The following is a 17,581-nucleotide window of genomic DNA, read 5'->3' as shown; positions in this document are numbered from 1 at the left end:
CTACGCCGCCGAGGCGGTGCCCTCCTGCTCGGCCTCGATGCGGGCGTTCCACTCCGGCTTCGACGCCTGCCAGCCGTCCTCGTTGTGGCCGAGGCGCCAGTACCCGGAGATGGAGAGGTCCTCGCGGGGAATTCCGCGCTCCACCCGCAGGAGCTTGCGCAGTTCCTTCACGCAGGCCGCCTCGCCGTGCACGAAGGCCTGCACCCGGCCCTCGGGGAAGTCCAGGCCGCGCACGGCCTCGACCAGGGCCCGGCCCACCGGACGGCCGTCGCGGTGCAGCCAGACGACCTCCACGTCGGAGTCGATCTTCTGCTCCTCCTGGGGGCCGTCGACCTCGACGAAGGCGAAGGCGCGGGCACCGTCGGGCAGCGCCTCCAGGGACCGGGCGATCGCGGGCAGGGCGCTCTCGTCACCGGCGAGCAGGTGCCAGTCGGCGGCGGGGTCGGGGGCGTAGGCGCCACCGGGGCCCAGGAAACGCACGGTCTCGCCCGGCTGGACCCGCTTGGCCCAGGGCCCGGCCAGTCCCTGGTCGCCGTGGATCACGAAGTCCAGCGTCAGCTCTCGGTGCTCGGCGTCCCACTGGCGCACCGTGTAGGTCCGGGTCACCGGCCAGTGCTCGCGCGGGAACTCCTCGCGGATGCGTTCCATGTCGAAGGGCTCCGGGTAGGTCACGCCCTCGGCCGGGAACAGCAGCTTCACGTAGTGGTCGGTGCAGGTGTCCGCCGAGAAGGCGGACAGTTCCCCGCCGCCGAGCACCACGCGCTGCATGTGCGGGGTGAGCCGCTCGGTGCGCACCACCTGCGCGGTGTGCGGCTTGCGCGGTTTGCGTCCCGGACGGTCTGCCATGACGGCCTCCCTGCTCCCTGCGTGGGGGTTCCCTGAGTTAGGTATACCTAAGTTAGCATCCCCGCCTCGCTCGCCGCGTCATGGACGAAGAGCTCCTCGACGTGCCCTCCCGCGCGCAGGTTACGGCTTCCCCTCCTCGGAACTCCGATTCACCGGGCGAGCCTTGCCCGCCCGTACGGCACGCCTCAGGCGGAGAGTGTCGTCAGCAGCCGCTGCAACGAGCCGCCCAGCCCCCAGCGCGCCGCCAGTCCGTCCAGTGCCGCCGCGTCCCGGGGAGCGCGCGGCAGCGCGGTGTCGACGTCCGGCAGCGGTACGTCGTCGGCGACCCGGACGACCTTCGGGGCGACCGCGAGATACGGCTTGGCCTCGGTCAGGCGCTTGCGCTGCGAGGGCGTGAGCCTCGCCCGCGGGTCGTCGACCGCCGCCTGGATCCCGGCCAGGTCCCCGAACTCGGCGAGCAGCTTGGCCGCCGTCTTCTCGCCGATGCCCGCCACGCCCGGCAGGCCGTCGCTCGGGTCGCCCCGCAGCAGCGCCAGATCGGCGTACCCGCGCCCGTCGACGCCGTACTTCTCCCGCAGCGCGGCCTCGTCGGTGAGCGCGAGGGTGCCGACACCCTTGAGGGGGTACAGCACCCGCACGCCCCGCGCGTCGTCCACGAGCTGGTAGAGGTCCCGGTCGCCGGTGACGATGTCGACGGGCCCCGCCGCCCGCGCGGTATAGGTGCCGATGACGTCGTCCGCCTCGTACTCCGCCACACCGACACGGGCGATGCCGAGCGCGTCGAGGACGGCCTCGATGACCGGGACCTGCGGCGAGAGCGTGTCGGGGACCTCCTCGGTGTCGGGGCCCGACGCCTGCTCCTCGGCGACGCGGTGCGCCTTGTAGGTGGGGATCAGTTCCACCCGCCACCCCGGTCGCCAGTCGGCGTCCATGCAGGCGACCAGGTGGTCGGGCCGGTGGTCCTTCACCAGGCGGTCGATGAAGTCGAGGAGTCCGCGCACGGCGTTCACGGGCGTGCCGTCGGGTGCCTTCACGGAGTCCGGCACGCCGAAGTAGGCGCGGAAGTAGAGGGAGGCGGTGTCGAGGAGCATCAGTCGTCCGGTCACACCTCGCATCATGCCCCAGGGGATGTGGGCGATCGATGGAGGGTGTGTGAACTGGGTCACTCAAATGTTTGGCCCATAAAGATCGGGGCAGGCGCGCAGCCGGGCCGAAGCTGGTTGATGCATTCAACTGTTAGCGAGTCTTCGTATCGAAGATCCCTCGCTCGACGAGTCTGCGCATGAGCGAGTCTTCACGACCCTGTCCCTGCCCCCGATCCAAGAGGTAAGCGTGTCAGCCAGGCTAGAGGCCGAGAACCTGTACAAGGTCTTCGGCAGGAAACCGGACCAGGCAGTCGAACGACTGCGCAAGGGGGCAGCAGACCGGGAGGAACTGCGCGCCGACGGAACCACGGCCGCCGTCATCGACGCGTCCTTCACCGTGGAGCCCGGCGAGATCTTCGTGGTCATGGGCCTGTCCGGGTCCGGCAAGTCCACGCTGCTGCGCATGCTCAACGGTCTGTCGGAGCCGACCGCCGGACATGTCCGCTACGGCGGCCAGGACCTCACCGAGCTCAGCGACCGCGAGCTGCGCGAGGTCCGCTCCAAGAAGATCAGCATGGTCTTCCAGCACTTCGCGCTCTTCCCGCACCGCAGCGTCCGTGACAACGCCGCCTACGGCCTTGAAGTGCAGGGCGTGCCCCGCGCCGAGCGCGAACGCCGCGCCGACGAGGCGCTCGCCCTGTGCGGCCTGGCCGGCTGGGAGAAGTCCTGGCCGGACGAGCTGTCCGGCGGCATGCAGCAGCGTGTGGGTCTGGCCCGCGCGCTCGCCACGGACGCCGACCTGCTGCTGATGGACGAGTCCTTCAGCGCCCTCGACCCGCTGATCCGCCGCGACATGCAGGACCAGCTGCTCGACCTGCAGAAGACCCTGAAGAAGACCATCGTCTTCATCACCCACGACCTCAACGAGGCCATGCGCCTGGGCGACCGCATCGCCGTCATGCGTGACGGCGAGATCGTGCAGATAGGCACCGCGCAGGACATCCTGATACGTCCCGCCAACGACTACGTCGCCTCCTTCACCCAGGACGTCGACCGCTCCCGCGTGCTCACCGCGCGCGCCGTCATGGAGACGGAGCTGCGCGGCGACGAGGCCGACTGCGGCTGCGAGACCGCCACGCCCGACACCCCGTTCGCGGAGCTGTGCGCGATCAGCGCCCGCGTGCCCCACTCGGTGGCCGTGCTCGACGGCGACCGCCGGCTGGTGGGCGTCGTCCCGGCCCGGCGTCTCGTCGGCTTCCTCGGCGACGAGGACACGGCCCCCGCCGTCTGCGACACCCCGCGCGACAAGGGCGGCGAGAAGGTGATGTCCCGTGCCTAGGATTCCTCTCGGTGACTGGGTCAACAGCGCCGTCGACTGGCTGCTCGACAACGTCTCCTGGCTCTTCACCTTCCTCAAGAGCATCTTCACCGGCGCCTACGACGGCATCAACGCCGTCCTCCAGGCGCCCGAGCCGCTGCTGCTCGCCGGCATCTTCGCCGTGGTGGCCTTCTGGCTGCGCGGTGCGCTCGCCGGTGTCCTCTCCTTCGCCGGGTTCGCCTTCATCGACTCCATGGGTCTGTGGGAGAACGCGATGGTGACCCTGGCGCTGCTGCTGGTCGCCACGATCATCGCCCTGGTCGTCTCGGTGCCGGTGGGTATCTGGGCGGCCCGGTCCGACCGGGTCAGCGCGGTCGTCCGGCCGGTGCTGGACTTCATGCAGACGCTGCCCGCGATGATCTACCTCATCCCGGCGATCCTGTTCTTCGGGACCGGCTCCGCCCCGGGCATCGTGGCCACCCTGATCTTCGCGCTCGCCCCCGGCGTGCGCATGACCGAGCTGGGCATCCGCCAGGTCGACAAGGAACTGGTCGAGGCCGCCGAGGCCTTCGGCACCACCCCCCGCAACACCCTGCTGCGGGTCCAGCTCCCGCTCGCGCTGCCCACGGTGATGGCGGGCGTCAACCAGGTCATCATGCTCGGCCTGTCCATGGCCGCGATCGCCGGCATGGTCGGCACCGGTGGCCTCGGCGGCGACGTCATGGAGTCCATCGGCCAGCTCAACGTCGGCCTCGGCGCCGAGGCCGGTGTCGCCATCGTGATCCTCGCGATCTACCTGGACCGTATGACCAGCGCGCTGGGCACGCACGTCTCGCCGCTGGGCCGCCGCGCCGCCGCCAAGGCCCGCGCCGCCAAGGGCCTGAAGATCTGGTCCTACCGCCCCCAGCCGCAGGTCGCCGTGATCGGCATCGTCATCCTCGGCCTGGTGGCCGGCGGCATGGGCGTCTTCGGCGGCAGCGGCGAGAAGTCCGAGACGGTGGCCGGCGGCAAGAACGTCGGCGAGGGCAAGAAGATCTCCATCGGCTACATCCCCTGGGACGAGGGCGTCGCCTCCACCTACCTGTGGAAGGAGATCCTGGAACAGCGCGGCTTCGAGGTCGAGGCCAAGCAGTTCGAGGCCGGCCCGCTCTACACCGCGCTCGCGCAGGGCAGCATCGACTTCCAGACCGACTCCTGGCTGCCGACGACCCACGAGCAGTACTGGAAGAAGTACGGCAAGCAGCTGGAGGACCTCGGCTGCTGGTACGACGAGACGTCGCTGGAGCTGACCGTGCCGGCCTACATGGAGGACATCGACTCCATGGAGGACCTCAAGGGCAAGGCCGACCTCTTCGGCGGGAAGATCACCGGTATCGAGCCCAGCGCCGGTGAGATGAACCTGCTCAAGAGCAAGGTGCTCAAGGAGTACGGCCTCGACAAGGAGTACAAGGTCGTCGACAGCTCCACGCCGGCGATGCTGGCCGAGCTGAAGCGGGCCTACAGCAAGAAGGAACCGATCGTCGTCACGCTCTGGTCGCCGCACTGGGCGTACAACGACTACGACCTGAAGAAGCTGAAGGACCCGAAGGGCTCCTGGGGCAAGGGCGACGGCGTGCACACGCTGTCCCGCAAGGGCTTCTCGGACGACAACCCGGTCGTCACCAAGTGGCTCAAGGACTTCTCCATGACGGAGAAGCAGCTCACCAGCCTCGAGGCCGAGATCAACAAGGCCGGCAAGGGCAACCAGCAGGACGCCGTCCGCACCTGGCTGAAGTCCAACCCGGGCGTCGTCGACAAGCTCGCCCCGGTCCAGGGCGGCTCCGGCGCCACCCCGGCCGAGGCCAAGCGTCCGCTGGACGTCGCCTGGTTCCCGTGGGAAGAGGACGTCGCCGTCACCTACCTGTGGAAGAACGTCCTGGAGCGGCGCGGCTACAAGCTGAACCTGAAGCAGATGGACGTCGGCCCGGTCTACACCGGACTCGCCTCCGGTGACCTGGACCTCAACTTCGACGCCTGGTTGCCCCACGCCCAGAAGAACTACTGGGACAAGCACAAGAACAACCTCACCGACCTGGGCACCTGGTACGAACCGACCTCCCTGGAGATCGCCGTCCCCTCGTACGTGAAGGACGTCAAGTCCCTCGCGGACCTCAAGGGCAAGGCCGACCTCTTCGACGGGAAGATCATCGGCATCGAACCCGGCACCGGTCAGATGCAGCTGGTCAAGAACGACGTCCTGCCGGCCTACGGCCTTGAGGACGAGTACGAGGTCGTCGACGGCTCCACCCCGGCGATGCTGGCCGAGCTCAAGCGCGCGCTGGCGAAGAAGGAGCCGGTCGCGGTCACGCTCTGGTCCCCGCACTGGGCGTACAGCGAGTACGAGCTGACCAAGCTGAAGGACCCGAAGAAGTCCTTCGGCGCGAACAACACGATTCACACCATCGCCAGCAAGGCGTTCCCCGAGCAGTACCCGCAGCTCACCGAGTGGATCAAGAACTTCCGCATGAGCGAGGACGAGCTCGGCACCCTGGAGGCGGAGATCAAGGACCGTGGTCAGGGGCAGGAGGAGGAAGCCGTGGCCGCGTGGCTCGAAGAGCACCCGGACATGGTCGGCCGGATGACCCCGCAGTAGGACCACCGGCGCCCCGAGGGGTGGGCCCGGGACGCGCTTCCTTTCGAAGCCGCGTCCCGGGCCCAGCCCTTTGACGTGTGCGGTCGGCACACGGTAAGGATTCGGTCAACCACGGAGCGCCAACCCACCGCCCGAGCCTCACGCGACCGGGACATGAGGGACTGGCGGGAACACGTGGGACCGTCCGGACCTTGAACCGGTAAGGCGTCCGGCACCGCCGACGGGAGGCCCTGGGATGGCGAGAAACGTGAGATCGCGGCCACCGCACCGTGACGTCGATGTGACGGCCGCGTGAAACGGTTTGCCGAACATGCGTAGGGTGCAGAGAACTCATCAGGGATACGGCGACGGGTGAAGGAGGGAGCCGGAGCGATGGGCGACCACAAAGAGCAGCAGCTCCGGGTGGGCGCGGCCGTACGGCGGCGGCGCCGGACCCTCGAACTCACCCTCGCCGTCGTCTCCGAGCGCAGCGGCCTGTCCGTGCCCTTCCTGAGCCAGATCGAGAACGACCGGGCCCGGCCCAGCCAGAGCTCCCTGGAGAAGGTGGCCGACGCCCTGCGCACCACCGCCGTCGAACTGCTCGCCGCCGCCGACCCCGCCTGCAGCGTGGACGTGGTACGCGCCGAGGACCCCGACCCCGAGCTGGCCCCCAGGGTGCGCTCGCTGGTGCGCGGGCACCACCAGATGCACGCCTCGGAGTTCACCGGCGACCACGACGCGGGCCGGGAACTGCAGTACCGCAACGACCAGTTGATGTTCGTCACCGAGGGCGCCGTGGAGATCGAGGCCGAGGGCCGCGCCTACCGGCTCGGGCGCGGCGACACGCTGTACCTGACCGGCGGGGTGCGGCACCGCTGGCGGGCCACGGTGCCCGACACCCGGCTGATCGTGGTCGCCGTCGCCGAGCACATCGAGGCGGTGCGGGAAGGGCCCCGCAGGTGAGGGTGGTCTCGCTGGTGCCGTCGCTGACCGAGGCGGTGGCCCGTACGGTGCAGGGCGCCCTGGTCGGTGCCACCGACTGGTGCACCCACCCGGCCGGTCTCGACGTCGCCCGCGTCGGCGGCACCAAGAACCCGAAGACCGACCGCGTCCTCGCCCTCGCCCCCGACCTGGTGATCGCCAACGAGGAGGAGAACCGCGCCCCGGACCTGGACGCCCTGCGCGCGGCGGGCGTCGAGGTGCTGGTGACCGAGGTGCGCACGGTCCCGCAGGCCTTCACCGAACTGGCCCGCGTGCTGACCGCCTGCGGGGCGCCGTCCCGCCCCCGGTGGCTGGACGAGGCGGAGGCCGCCTGGACCGCTCCGCCCCGCCCCGAGCGGCGCACCACGGCCGTCGTACCGATCTGGCGCAGGCCCTGGATGGTGCTGGGCAGCGACACCTTCGCGGGCGACGTACTGGCCCGCCTCGGCGTCGACCACCTCTACGCGTCCCACCCCGAGCGCTACCCGAAGGTCCCGGTCGAGGAACTGCGGGCGGCCCGCCCGGACCTGGTGGTCCTGCCGGACGAGCCCTACCGCTTCACCGCCGACGACGGCCCGGAGGCCTTCCCCAGCCTGCCCTGCGCCCTCGTCGACGGGCGGTACCTCACGTGGTACGGGCCGTCGCTGGCGAAGGCGCCCCGGGTGCTGGACGCGGCCCTGCGAGCAGCACGCCGCTGAACAGGCCCCGCGCGGTGTGCACGGCCGCGACGGCCCAGGCGGTGACGAGGACGCCGTACAGGACGACGGCGAGCACGTCGTAGGCGGCGAGCCCGGTGTGCCGGGCCAGCGCCGCGGCGCCGGTGACACAGGTGCCCACCGGGAAGGTGAACGACCACCAGGTCATCGAGAAGCCCATGCCCTCCCGGCGCGCCCGCACGACGTGGGCGACGGCGAGACACAGCCACATCAGCGCGAAGCCCGTCACCGGCACGCCGTACAGGACGGCGAGGACCCCGAACCCCTCGGCGTACGGTCCCGGCAGGACCCCGGGGGCCACGTCCGCGAACTTCCCGACGGCGGTGGTCGACTGCCCGAGCGGGCCGAGCACCAGGAACAGCGACGGGGTGAGCGCGAGCGGCAGCGGGCCGCCGGTGAGCAGCCGGCCGAAGATCACCGGCAGGGTCACCAGGGTCGCGAGCAGACTCACCCCGAACATCGCGACACAGGCGAGCAGCAGCGTCTCGCGGGGCTGTCCCGGCGGGAGGTGCGGCACGAGCAGCGGCCCCACGGCCGCGGACACCATCGGCGCGACCAGCGGCAGCAGCCATACCGGACTGGCCTGCCCCAACTCTGTCCGGTGCCGTACGGCCATCAGATAGGGCACGGCGACCGCCGCCGCCAGCCCGACGACGGTACCGGCGGTGAACAGCACGGTGTCCAGGGCCACCGCGGCCGAGGTGCCGATCCAGTCCCGGCCGACGGTCACGGCGCCGCCGCCGACAGCCAGCAGCGCCATCGCCAGGCAGCCGTAGAAGGGGGCCGCCGCCGGGTCGAGCAGATGGGCGCGGGCCTGGTCGCGGTGGTGCAGCCAGTGCAGGGACCGGGCCACCAGCAGGACCGCCAGCAGCGCGAGCGACAGGGCCCAGACGGCGGTGCAGAGGGCCCGCAGCCCGGGCACCTGCCAGGGGAGCGCGGCTCCCGCGGTGCCGACGATGGCGGTGCCCATGACGCAGGCGTACCAGTTGGGCCCGAGGTGACGGACGGCCGGGACCCGCCGGGACGGGACGGAGGTGGGTGACAAGGGCTGGGCTGCGGTGACCATGTGTCCACGGTCCCGGCGGCAGAAGCCGCTGACCAGGGACCATGTCCCTATGAGGGCATAAGCTGGGGTTATGAGCAGCGGTGCGGGCGGTACGAACGGTACGGGCGACGCGGAGGGCGGGTACGACGTACGGGGGCGGCACGTGACGGGCTCACTGGCGCACCGGGTGCCGGATCTCGGGGCGCTGGAGCTGCTCCTGGCCGTGGCGCGGCTCGGCAGTCTCGGCGGCGCGGCGCGGGAGCTGGGCATCACCCAGCCGGCCGCCAGCAGCCGCGTCCGCTCGATGGAACGGCAGCTGGGCGTCGCTCTGGTGGACCGCTCGCCCCGCGGCTCCCGGCTCACTGACGCCGGCGCACTCGTCACGGACTGGGCGCGCCGGATCGTGGAGGCGGCCGAGGCGTTCGACGCGGGCGCGCAGGCCCTGCGGGACCGGCGGGACTCGCGGCTGCGGGTGGCGGCGAGCATGACGATCGCCGAGTACCTGCTGCCGGGCTGGCTGGTCGCGCTGCGCACCCAGCTGCCGGACACCGCGGTGTCGCTGCTCGCCGGAAACTCGGCGGTGGTGGCGGAGCGGCTGCTGGCCGGCGAGGCCGACCTGGGCTTCGTGGAGGGGGTGAGCGTCCCGGCGGGCCTCGACTCCGCGGTCATCGCCCACGACCGGCTGATCGTCGTGGCGGCACCGGGCCACCCGTGGACCCGGCGCAGGCGTCCGCTCCAGGCGGCGGAACTGGCGGCGACCCCGCTGATCCTGCGGGAGAAGGGCTCGGGTACCCGGCAGGTCCTGGACGCGGCTCTGGGCGGCCTGGCCCGCCCCCTGATCGAACTCTCGTCGACCACCGCGGTGAAGGCCGCCGCCGTGAGCGGCGCCGGCCCCTCCGTCCTGAGCGAACTCGCCGTCGGCGAGGAGCTGTCCAACCGGCGCCTGGTGAGCGTCCCGGTCGCGGACGTCGCCCTGGCCCGCGACCTGCGCGCGGTATGGCCCACGGGCCACCGCCCGACGGGCCCGGCCCGGCAGCTCCTGTCCCTGACGCGGGGGTAGGGGCGCGGGGCGGGCGGTGACGGGCCGGGGGCTGAGCGGGCCCCTCGCGCCGTCGTGCCCGTCGTGTCCACCGGGCCGCCGTGCCGTCGTGGCCGCCGTGCCGGCCGGCGTCAGGCGGAGCGGCGGACGGTCGCGTGCGCTGTGCCGGGGGCCGGCTGGCCCCGGTATGCCCGGCGTCGGCCCACGCGATGGGCCTGGAGCCGCGGCCGCCGAGAGGGGCGGCCGACCGCGCGTGCGGGGAGCACGGGGCGGAGTCGGCCGACTTGCTCCGGTGTGTGTCGGGCACGAGTGCCGGGGGCCGCCGGCGTACGGATGCCTGCCGCCCGGAAGTGGCGGCGCGTCGCCCGTCCGGCGCTCCGGCCGCGCGGGTCAGCCCGCCCCCGCCGCCTCCACCAGGGCCCGCATCACCCGTACGTCCTCGCCCATCTCCGGATGCCACTGCACCCCGAGGACCCAGCCGGGCCCGGACGGCAGTTCCAGGGCCTCCACCGTGCCGTCCGCCGCGTGGGCCGCGGGGACCAGGCCCGCGCCCAGCCGGTCCACCGCCTGGTGGTGGTAGGTCGGGACGAACAGCTCCTCGGGCACCACACCCGCGTACAGCGTCCCCGGCACCGGCTTGACCGGGTGGCCGCCGAAGACGCCCACCACCTCGGCGTGGCCGTCGATGTGCTGGACGAGGGTGCCGCCGAGCGCGACGTTGAGCAGCTGCATGCCCCGGCAGACGCCCAGCAACGGGACGCGCGCGGCCAGGGCCGCCTCGATGAGCGCCAGTTCCCAGGTGTCCCGGGCCCGGGCGGGAGGGCCGGTGCGCGGGCCGGGCTCGGCGCCGTAGCGGGCCGGCTCCACGTCCGGGCCGCCCGCGATCACCAGCCCGTCCAGGCGGGCGACGGCGGCGGCGGCGTGCTCCGGCGCGTCCGGCGGGAGCATCGCGGCCAGTCCGCCCGCCCGCTGCACGAGCCGCGGATACCCGGCCGGCAGCAGCGCCGCCTCCAGCTCCCACACGCCCCAGCGCGCGCCGTGCTCCAGATACGTGCTGACGCCGATCAGTGGCCTGCCCGCCATCGTCCGACCTCCCGCGGCCTGCCCGCAATGGACCGTACGCATACCTTTGCCGGGAAGGCCTCCCGAGGCAAGACGCCCGCCCGCGCTCACGCCAGGAACCCGCGCAGCAGCGCCGCCGTCCCCGCGCAGTGCTCCCGCGTGATCTCCCGCGCCCCGTCCGCGTCCCCGTCGAGCACCGCCTCCACCAGCGCCGTGTGCTGACGCTGGGAGTGCTCCAGGTTGCGCACCAGCAGCGGGATGCAGTCCAGGAGGTCGTTGAGGGTGGCCCGGACGGCCGCGTACTGGGCGGCGAGGGCGGGCGAGCCGCACAGTTCCCCCAGGGTGAGGTGCAGCATCGTGTCCAGCCGCCGGTACTCCGCCAGCGGCGCCTCCCGCGTGCCGGCCAGCGCCGCCCGCAGCCGCGCCGCCTGCGCGCCGGTCAGCCCGTGCGCCGCGCACAGCCCGGCCGCGCCCACCTCCAGCACCTCCCGGAAGCGCAGCACGTCCTCGAGGTCCACCCCGGCGACTCGGCGCCGCAGTTCGTCCTCGCCGCCCGCGTCCGTCCGCGGCAGCACGAACGTTCCGCCGTACCGCCCCCGCCGCGCCTCCACGAGCCCCTGGTCCTGAAGCACCCGCAGCACCTCGCGCAGCGTCACCCGGCTGATCCCCAGCCGCTCCGCCAGCTCCCGCTCGGCCGGCAGCCGCTCGCCCCCGGACACCAGACCCAGCCTGACGACCTGGAGGATCTGCTCCAGCGCCTCCTCGAACCCGTTGCCGGCCCGCACCGGCCGCAGTACCGGCGCGAGCCGGTCCGTCACGCTCCCCGGGGTTTCCTCCGGCATGCGGCCGCGCCCCCTTTCCAAGCAATGGTCCGCCGCAATACCTTATGGCTCCCGGCCGAAGGAGGCTCCCCCCGTGGCAGCAGACCGCACGCCCCCGCTCGGGGTCGAGGAACTGCACGCCCTCGTCGCCGCCGGCGACCTCGACACCGTCGTCCTGGCCTTCCCCGACATGCAGGGACGCCTCCAGGGCAAGCGTTTCGCCGCCCGCTTCTTCCTCGACGAGGTCCTGCGGCACGGCACCGAGGGCTGCAACTACCTGCTCGCCGTCGACGCCGACATGAACACCGTCGACGGCTACGCGATGTCCTCCTGGGACCGCGGCTACGGCGACTTCGCCATGCACGCCGACCTGGCCACCCTGCGCCGCCTGCCGTGGCACGAGGGCACCGCGCTGGCCGTCGCCGACCTGGCCTGGGAGGACGGCTCCCCGGTGCTCGCCGCGCCCCGCCAGATCCTGCGTCGCCAGCTCGAACGCCTCGCCGGGCACGGCCTCACCGCGCGGGCCGGCACCGAGCTGGAGTTCATCGTCTTCCGCGACACCTACGAACAGGCCTGGGACGCCGGCTACCGCGGCCTGACCCCGGCCAACCAGTACAACGTCGACTACTCGGTCCTCGGCACCGGCCGCGTCGAACCCCTGCTGCGCCGCATCCGCAACGAGATGGCCGGCGCCGGCCTGACCGTCGAGTCCGCCAAGGGGGAGTGCAACCCCGGCCAGCACGAGATCGCCTTCCGCTACGACGAGGCCCTGGTCACCTGCGACCAGCACGCGGTCTACAAGACCGGGGCCAAGGAGATCGCCGCCCAGGAGGGCATGTCCCTCACCTTCATGGCCAAGTACAACGAACGCGAGGGCAACTCCTGCCACATCCACCTCTCGCTCGCCGACGCCGACGGCCGCAGCGTCATGGCCGGCGACGGGGAAGGCGGCATGTCCGACGTCATGCGGCACTTCCTCGCCGGACAGCTCGTGGCCCTGCGCGAGTTCTCCCTCCTGTACGCCCCGCACATCAACTCCTACAAGCGCTTCCAGCCCGGCTCCTTCGCCCCCACCGCCGTCGCCTGGGGCCACGACAACCGCACCTGCGCCCTGCGCGTCGTCGGCCACGGCCGCTCCCTGCGCTTCGAGAACCGGCTCCCCGGCGGCGACGTCAACCCGTACCTAGCGGTGGCCGGCATGGTGGCGGCGGGCCTGTACGGCGTCGAACAGCGGCTGGAGCTGCCCGAACCCTGCCCCGGCAACGCCTACGCCGCCGACTACGAACACGTCCCGGCCACCCTGCGCGAGGCCGCCGAGCTGTGGGAGAACAGCACCCTCGCCAAGGACGCCTTCGGGGACGAGGTCGTCGCCCACTACCGCAACATGGCACGCGTCGAACTCGACGCCTACGACGCCGCCGTCACGGACTGGGAACTGCGCCGCTCCTTCGAACGCATGTGAGGCACCGTTGTCCGACCTGCCCGACCTGCTGCGTGTACTGAACCCCGCCACCGAAGAGGTCGTCGCCACCGTCCCCGCGGCATCGGCGTCCGACGTCGACGCCGCCGTCGTACGGGCCGTGCGGGCGCAGGCCGGCTGGGCCGCCCTCGCCCCCGGCGACCGCGCCCGGCTGCTGCGCCGCTTCGCCGCCGCCGTCGACGGCCACCTGGAGGAACTGGCCCGGCTGGAGGTCATGGAGGCCGGGCACACCGTCGGCAACGCCCGCTGGGAGGCCGGCAACGTCCGCGACCTGCTCGACTACGCCGCCGGGGGAGTGGAGCGGCTCACCGGACGGCAGATCCCGGTCGCGGGCGGGCTCGACGTGACGATCCTCGAACCGCTGGGCGTGGTCGGCGTCATCGCCCCCTGGAACTTCCCGATGCCCATCGCGGCCTGGGGCACCGCACCGGCGCTGGCGGCGGGCAACGCCGTGCTCCTCAAGCCCGCCGAGACCACCCCGCTGACCGCGCTCCGCCTGGCCGAACTGGCCCTGGAGGCAGGCCTTCCCGAGGGACTGTTCCAGGTCCTGCCGGGGCACGGACCGGTCGCGGGTGACGCCCTCGTCCGGCACCCCGGCGTCGCGAAGATCGTCTTCACCGGCTCGACGGCCGTGGGCCGGCGGGTGGCCGCCGAGGGCGCCGCCCTCCTCAAGCCCGTCACCCTCGAACTCGGCGGCAAGAGCCCCAACATCGTCTTCGCCGACGCCGACCTGGAGGCCGCCGCGGCCGCCACCCCCATGTCCTTCCTCGACAACTCCGGCCAGGACTGCTGCGCCCGCACCCGCGTCCTCGTCCAGCGCACCGTGTACGACCGTTTCCTCGCCCTCCTGGCCCCCGCGATCGAGTCCGTCCGCGTCGGCGACCCGGCCGACGAGAGCACCGACATGGGCCCGCTGATCTCCCGCGCCCAACTGGACCGCGTCCGCTCCTACGTCCCCGACGACGCCGACGCCATCCGCGGCAAGGCCCCCGAGGGCGGCCCCGGCTTCTGGTTCCCGCCCACCGTCCTCACCGGCGTGGACGCGCACGCCCGCGTGGCCGTCGAGGAGGTCTTCGGCCCCGTCGCCGTCGTCCTGCCCTTCGAGGACGAGGCCGACGCGGTCCGCCTGGCCAACGCCACCGACTACGGCCTCTCCGGCTCGCTGTGGACCCGGGACGTCGGACGCGCCCTGCGGGTGTCGAGCGCGGTGCGCGCCGGGAACCTGTCGGTCAACTCCCACTCCAGTGTGCGCTACTGGACCCCGTTCGGCGGCTTCGAGCAGTCCGGTCTCGGCCGCGAACTCGGCCCCGACGCGCTCACCGCCTTCACCGAGACCAAGAACGTCTTCATCAGCACGGAGGCATAGCCACTCATGACCGAGGACATCATCTGCCGCCGTCTGGCCGGCCGCACCGCCGTCGTCACCGGGGCCGGCAGCGGCATCGGCCTCGCGTCCGCCCGCCGGCTCGCCTCCGAGGGCGCCCACGTCGTCTGCGGCGACGTGGACGAGACCCGGGGCAAGGCGGCGGCCGAGGAGACCGGCGGCACCTTCGTCAAGGCCGACGTGACCGACCCGGAGCAGGTGGAGGCGCTGTTCGAGGCGGCGTACGACACCTACGGCAGCGTCGACGTCGCGTTCAACAACGCCGGCATCTCGCCGCCCGACGACGACTCCATCCTGGAGACGGGACTGGAGGCCTGGAAGCGCGTCCAGGAGGTCAACCTCACCTCCGTCTACCTGTGCTGCAAGGCCGCCATCCCCTACATGCGGCGCCAGGGCAGGGGCTCGATCATCAACACCGCGTCCTTCGTCGCGCGGATGGGTGCCGCCACCAGCCAGATCTCGTACACCGCGTCCAAGGGCGGTGTCCTCGCCATGTCCCGGGAACTGGGCGTGCAGTTCGCGCGGGAAGGCATCCGCGTCAACGCCCTGTGCCCCGGCCCGGTCAACACCCCGCTGCTGCGGGAGCTGTTCGCCAAGGACCCGGAGCGGGCCGCACGCCGCCTCGTGCACATCCCGCTCGGGCGGTTCGCCGAGGCCGAGGAGATCGCCGCCGCCGTCGCCTTCCTGGCCAGCGACGACTCCTCCTTCGTCAACGCCACCGACTTCCTGGTGGACGGCGGGATCTCCGGGGCGTACGTCACACCGCTGTAGACCGGGGCGGGCGGCGTCCTACAGTGCCGGAATGAGCATGACGCCGCCGCCCGGCTGGTACCCCGATCCGTCGGCCCCGCACCAGGAACGCTGGTGGGACGGCACGGCCTGGACGGAGCACCGTCGCGTGCCCGGGGCCCCCGCCGGATACGGGCCGCCCACCGGGTACGGGCCCCCGGAGCCGCCGCCGTCGTCGACCGTGCCGCTGTTCACCGGCGGCGGCCCCGGGCAGCGCGGGCCGGCGGGCGGCGGCGGGCGGGCCAGGGCGATCGCCCTCACCACCGCCGCGGCGGTCCTGGTGGCGGCGGTCGTCACCGGTGTGTTCCTCCTGGGTGAGGACGACGGCGACGCACCCGAGGCACGGACCCCGCCGGTCACGGCCACCACCGGCGCCCCGGCGCCGACGAGTACGCCACCGTCCTCCTCACCGGCCGCTTCCGAATCCTCCGCCGACGACCCGGCCGTGGTCGAGGACCCGCTGAACGGCATCACCTTCCCGCTGCCGGACGGCTGGGTGCGTCCCCGGTACATCGCCGAGGACGACGTCATGATGACCACGGACGGCACCTACGACTGCCCCGGCGACGGCGGCGTCTGCCGGCACGGCCTGGTCATCTCGCGCACCGTCACGGGCAGCACCGAGTCCTCCCCGAAGGCCCTCGCCGAGCAGGACATCGAGGACGCGGCCGAGGACGCCTACGACCGCGATCCGGTCGGCGGCGAACCCTTCGGCGGCATCGAGTCCCACGAACAGGTCGGGGCAGGACCGGTCGCGGTCGCCGGACGCGCCGGGTACTACGTGCGCTGGCGGGTGACGACGGCCAAGGGCCCCGGCGGCTACGTACAGTCGCTGGTCTTCCCCTCCACCGTCGGCACCGAGTCCCCGATCCTCGTCCGCTACGTCTTCGACGCGGGCGAGGAGGGACCGCCGCTCGCCGTGATGGACGAGATCACCGACGGCATCCGGCCCGTCGGCGACGCGGACACGGGCGGTGGCGTGGGCAGCGGCATCGGCCCGTCCGACTGAGCCGCCGGGCGGCGGGTCAGAGGAAGGTGTGCCCCTCGCCCCGGTACGTCGGCACCGTGGCCGTCACCGCGTCCCCCTCCACCAGGTGCAGGGTGTCGAACCGTTCGCACAGCTCGCCGGCCTTGGCGTGCCGGAACCACACCTTGTCGCCGATCAGCAGATCGTCGGCCGGAGTGCCGAGCAGCGGCGTCTGCACCTCGCCGGCGCCCTCCTGGGGGTCGTAGCGCAACCCCTCGGGGAGGTACGGCACGGGCAGCCGGTCCTTCCCGGCCGCACCGGAGGCGGGGTAGCCCCCGCCGAGCACGGTCACGGCCCCGACCCCCGGGCGCCGCACGACGGGCTGGGCGAACAGCGCGGCGGGACGGCCCCGGAACGACGTGTAGTTGTCGAACAGCCGCGGCACGTACAGCCCCGACCCGGCGGCGATCTCGGTGACCGCGTCCTCCGCGGCGGTGTGCTGCACGCTGCCCGTGCCGCCGCCGTTGACGAACACCAGGCCGGGCGCCACGGCCCGGACCGCCCGCACCACCGCCGCGCGCCGCTCGGCCAGTTCCCGGCGGGCGGCGGCCTGCATCAGCCGCACGGCACGCGACCGCAGCGGCCGCCCCGCCACCGCGTCCCCGACACCGGCCACATGCCCCTCGTACGCCATGACGCCGACGACCTCGAAGCCGGGCCGGCGGGCCACCGAGCGGGCCAGGTCGGCGACTTCGGCGGGGGAGTGCAGCGGGGAGCGCCGGGCCCCGACCCGCACCCGCCCGCCGAGCAGCTTCAGCGAGGTGTCCAACTCCAGACACACCCGCACGACTTCCCCGCCGCCGTCGCGCGCCGCGTCGATGAGGTCCAGCTGCGCCGGGTCGTCGATCATCACGGTGACGGCGGAGGCGAGCTTGGGATCGGCGGTCAGCTCGGCGTACCGGGCGCGGTCCGCCGACGGGTAGGCGAGCAGCACGTCCTCGAAACCGGAGCGCGCCAGCCACAGGGACTCGGCCAGCGTGAACGACATGACGCCCGCGAAGCCCTCCCGGGCCAGGACCCGTTCCAGCAGCGCACGGCAGCGTACGGACTTGCTGGCGACCCGGACCGGCTTCCCGCCGGCCCGGCGCAGCAGGTCGTCGGCGTTCGCGTCGAAGGCCTCCAGGTCCACGATCGCCACGGGGGCGTCCAGATGGGCGGTGGCCCGGTCGTAGCGGGCCCGGTCGGCGGCGCGTGCGGTCATGACCGCAGCCTGCCAGACAGGATTACCGCAGGGTAGGGGGACGTTCCGGGCCAATGCCACGGGCGCGCGGACTGGTTCCCCGCCGGGCGGGGTCACGCCGTAGAGTGACGCGCACGCACGGCGGGGCGACCCCGGCGGCCGGGCCCCCGGGGCTCAGGCCGGGATGGCGGTCCTCC

At 72.8% G+C, this 17,581-nt stretch carries 15 protein-coding genes; 9 read left to right on the top strand and 6 right to left on the bottom strand.

What is annotated here, in order from left to right:
* Together AMK11_RS28370 and AMK11_RS28365 are read right to left on the bottom strand one after the other, a co-directional pair.
* On the bottom strand, positions 1–846 hold the full coding sequence (locus AMK11_RS28370; RefSeq protein WP_073730924.1) for a siderophore-interacting protein: 846 nt from the start codon (positions 844–846) through the stop codon (positions 1–3).
* A gap of 185 nt (positions 847–1,031) precedes the next feature.
* On the bottom strand, positions 1,032–1,937 hold the full coding sequence (locus AMK11_RS28365; protein WP_079187749.1) for a 5'-3' exonuclease: 906 nt from the start codon (positions 1,935–1,937) through the stop codon (positions 1,032–1,034).
* 241 nt (positions 1,938–2,178) lie between these two features.
* Here AMK11_RS28365 and AMK11_RS28360 point away from each other — a divergent pair, with 241 nt between their 5' ends.
* The 4 genes from AMK11_RS28360 to AMK11_RS28345 all read left to right on the top strand — a co-directional run bounded on the left by AMK11_RS28360 (position 2,179) and on the right by AMK11_RS28345 (position 7,539).
* Positions 2,179–3,270, top strand: coding sequence for a quaternary amine ABC transporter ATP-binding protein (locus AMK11_RS28360; RefSeq protein ID WP_073730922.1), 1,092 nt, complete (start codon positions 2,179–2,181; stop codon positions 3,268–3,270).
* Positions 3,263–5,881 (top strand): ABC transporter permease/substrate binding protein, encoded by a 2,619-nt coding sequence (locus tag AMK11_RS28355; protein WP_073730921.1) that lies wholly within the window; start codon positions 3,263–3,265, stop codon positions 5,879–5,881. Before AMK11_RS28360 ends, AMK11_RS28355 begins: the two co-directional genes overlap by 8 nt.
* Positions 5,882–6,253: 372 nt before the next feature.
* Positions 6,254–6,823 carry a helix-turn-helix domain-containing protein gene (locus AMK11_RS28350; RefSeq protein ID WP_073730920.1) on the top strand — a complete coding sequence of 190 codons (570 nt, stop codon included), beginning with the start codon at positions 6,254–6,256 and terminating at the stop codon, positions 6,821–6,823.
* Complete coding sequence (locus AMK11_RS28345; protein WP_073730919.1) at positions 6,820–7,539, top strand: helical backbone metal receptor; 720 nt, start codon at positions 6,820–6,822, stop codon at positions 7,537–7,539. Before AMK11_RS28350 ends, AMK11_RS28345 begins: the two co-directional genes overlap by 4 nt.
* On the opposite strand, the gene AMK11_RS28340 is transcribed toward AMK11_RS28345, so the two are convergent.
* Entirely contained in the window at positions 7,466–8,623 is a 1,158-nt protein-coding gene (locus AMK11_RS28340) for a TDT family transporter (protein ID WP_073730918.1), read from the bottom strand. The two genes, AMK11_RS28345 and AMK11_RS28340, sit on opposite strands and share 74 nt — an antisense overlap.
* A gap of 70 nt (positions 8,624–8,693) precedes the next feature.
* Between AMK11_RS28340 and AMK11_RS28335 the strand changes: the two genes are divergently transcribed.
* Positions 8,694–9,662 (top strand): LysR family transcriptional regulator, encoded by a 969-nt coding sequence (locus AMK11_RS28335; protein WP_073730917.1) that lies wholly within the window; start codon positions 8,694–8,696, stop codon positions 9,660–9,662.
* Between the two features lie 369 nt (positions 9,663–10,031).
* Here the strand turns inward: AMK11_RS28335 and AMK11_RS28330 are convergent, their stop codons facing one another.
* Together AMK11_RS28330 and AMK11_RS28325 are read right to left on the bottom strand one after the other, a co-directional pair.
* The gene (locus AMK11_RS28330; protein ID WP_073730916.1) at positions 10,032–10,724 is read right to left on the bottom strand and encodes a gamma-glutamyl-gamma-aminobutyrate hydrolase family protein; all 693 of its coding nucleotides are present in this window, start codon (positions 10,722–10,724) and stop codon (positions 10,032–10,034) included.
* An 86-nt stretch (positions 10,725–10,810) separates the two neighbouring features.
* On the bottom strand, positions 10,811–11,545 hold the full coding sequence (locus tag AMK11_RS28325) for a FadR/GntR family transcriptional regulator (RefSeq protein ID WP_073730915.1): 735 nt from the start codon (positions 11,543–11,545) through the stop codon (positions 10,811–10,813).
* A gap of 73 nt (positions 11,546–11,618) precedes the next feature.
* Here AMK11_RS28325 and AMK11_RS28320 point away from each other — a divergent pair, with 73 nt between their 5' ends.
* The 4 genes from AMK11_RS28320 to AMK11_RS28305 are packed head-to-tail and all read left to right on the top strand — an operon-like array spanning position 11,619 to position 16,186.
* On the top strand, positions 11,619–12,986 hold the full coding sequence (locus AMK11_RS28320; protein ID WP_073730914.1) for a glutamine synthetase family protein: 1,368 nt from the start codon (positions 11,619–11,621) through the stop codon (positions 12,984–12,986).
* 16 nt (positions 12,987–13,002) lie between these two features.
* On the top strand, positions 13,003–14,370 hold the full coding sequence (locus AMK11_RS28315) for an aldehyde dehydrogenase family protein (RefSeq protein ID WP_383582852.1): 1,368 nt from the start codon (positions 13,003–13,005) through the stop codon (positions 14,368–14,370).
* A gap of 6 nt (positions 14,371–14,376) precedes the next feature.
* Entirely contained in the window at positions 14,377–15,159 is a 783-nt protein-coding gene (locus AMK11_RS28310; RefSeq protein ID WP_073730912.1) for a 3-oxoacyl-ACP reductase, read from the top strand.
* Positions 15,160–15,196: 37 nt separating this feature from the next.
* Entirely contained in the window at positions 15,197–16,186 is a 990-nt protein-coding gene (locus tag AMK11_RS28305; RefSeq protein WP_073730911.1) for a DUF2510 domain-containing protein, read from the top strand.
* 16 nt (positions 16,187–16,202) lie between these two features.
* Here the strand turns inward: AMK11_RS28305 and AMK11_RS28300 are convergent, their stop codons facing one another.
* Positions 16,203–17,405: an amino acid deaminase/aldolase gene (locus tag AMK11_RS28300; RefSeq protein ID WP_073730910.1), complete on the bottom strand. Its 1,203-nt coding sequence runs from the start codon at positions 17,403–17,405 to the stop codon at positions 16,203–16,205.
* Positions 17,406–17,581 lie beyond the last annotated feature (176 nt).

It is taken from the genome of Streptomyces sp. CB02414 (genome assembly GCF_001905385.1).
Classification (GTDB): Bacteria; Actinomycetota; Actinomycetes; order Streptomycetales; family Streptomycetaceae; genus Streptomyces.
This window is presented reverse-complemented; position numbering and strand designations above follow the sequence as displayed.

Bases quoted from the DNA above. Each gene is read 5' to 3' on its own strand.
- AMK11_RS28350 (WP_073730920.1), top strand. From the start codon at position 6,254: ATGGGCGACCACAAAGAGCAGCAGCTCCGGGTGGGCGCGGCCGTACGG.
- AMK11_RS28340 (WP_073730918.1), bottom strand. From the start codon at position 8,623: ATGGTCACCGCAGCCCAGCCCTTGTCACCCACCTCCGTCCCGTCCCGG.
- AMK11_RS28335 (WP_073730917.1), top strand. From the start codon at position 8,694: ATGAGCAGCGGTGCGGGCGGTACGAACGGTACGGGCGACGCGGAGGGC.
- AMK11_RS28365 (WP_079187749.1), bottom strand. From the start codon at position 1,937: ATGCTCCTCGACACCGCCTCCCTCTACTTCCGCGCCTACTTCGGCGTG.
- AMK11_RS28305 (WP_073730911.1), top strand. From the start codon at position 15,197: ATGACGCCGCCGCCCGGCTGGTACCCCGATCCGTCGGCCCCGCACCAG.
- AMK11_RS28310 (WP_073730912.1), top strand. From the start codon at position 14,377: ATGACCGAGGACATCATCTGCCGCCGTCTGGCCGGCCGCACCGCCGTC.
- AMK11_RS28370 (WP_073730924.1), bottom strand. From the start codon at position 846: ATGGCAGACCGTCCGGGACGCAAACCGCGCAAGCCGCACACCGCGCAG.
- AMK11_RS28300 (WP_073730910.1), bottom strand. From the start codon at position 17,405: ATGACCGCACGCGCCGCCGACCGGGCCCGCTACGACCGGGCCACCGCC.
- AMK11_RS28330 (WP_073730916.1), bottom strand. From the start codon at position 10,724: ATGGCGGGCAGGCCACTGATCGGCGTCAGCACGTATCTGGAGCACGGC.
- AMK11_RS28325 (WP_073730915.1), bottom strand. From the start codon at position 11,545: ATGCCGGAGGAAACCCCGGGGAGCGTGACGGACCGGCTCGCGCCGGTA.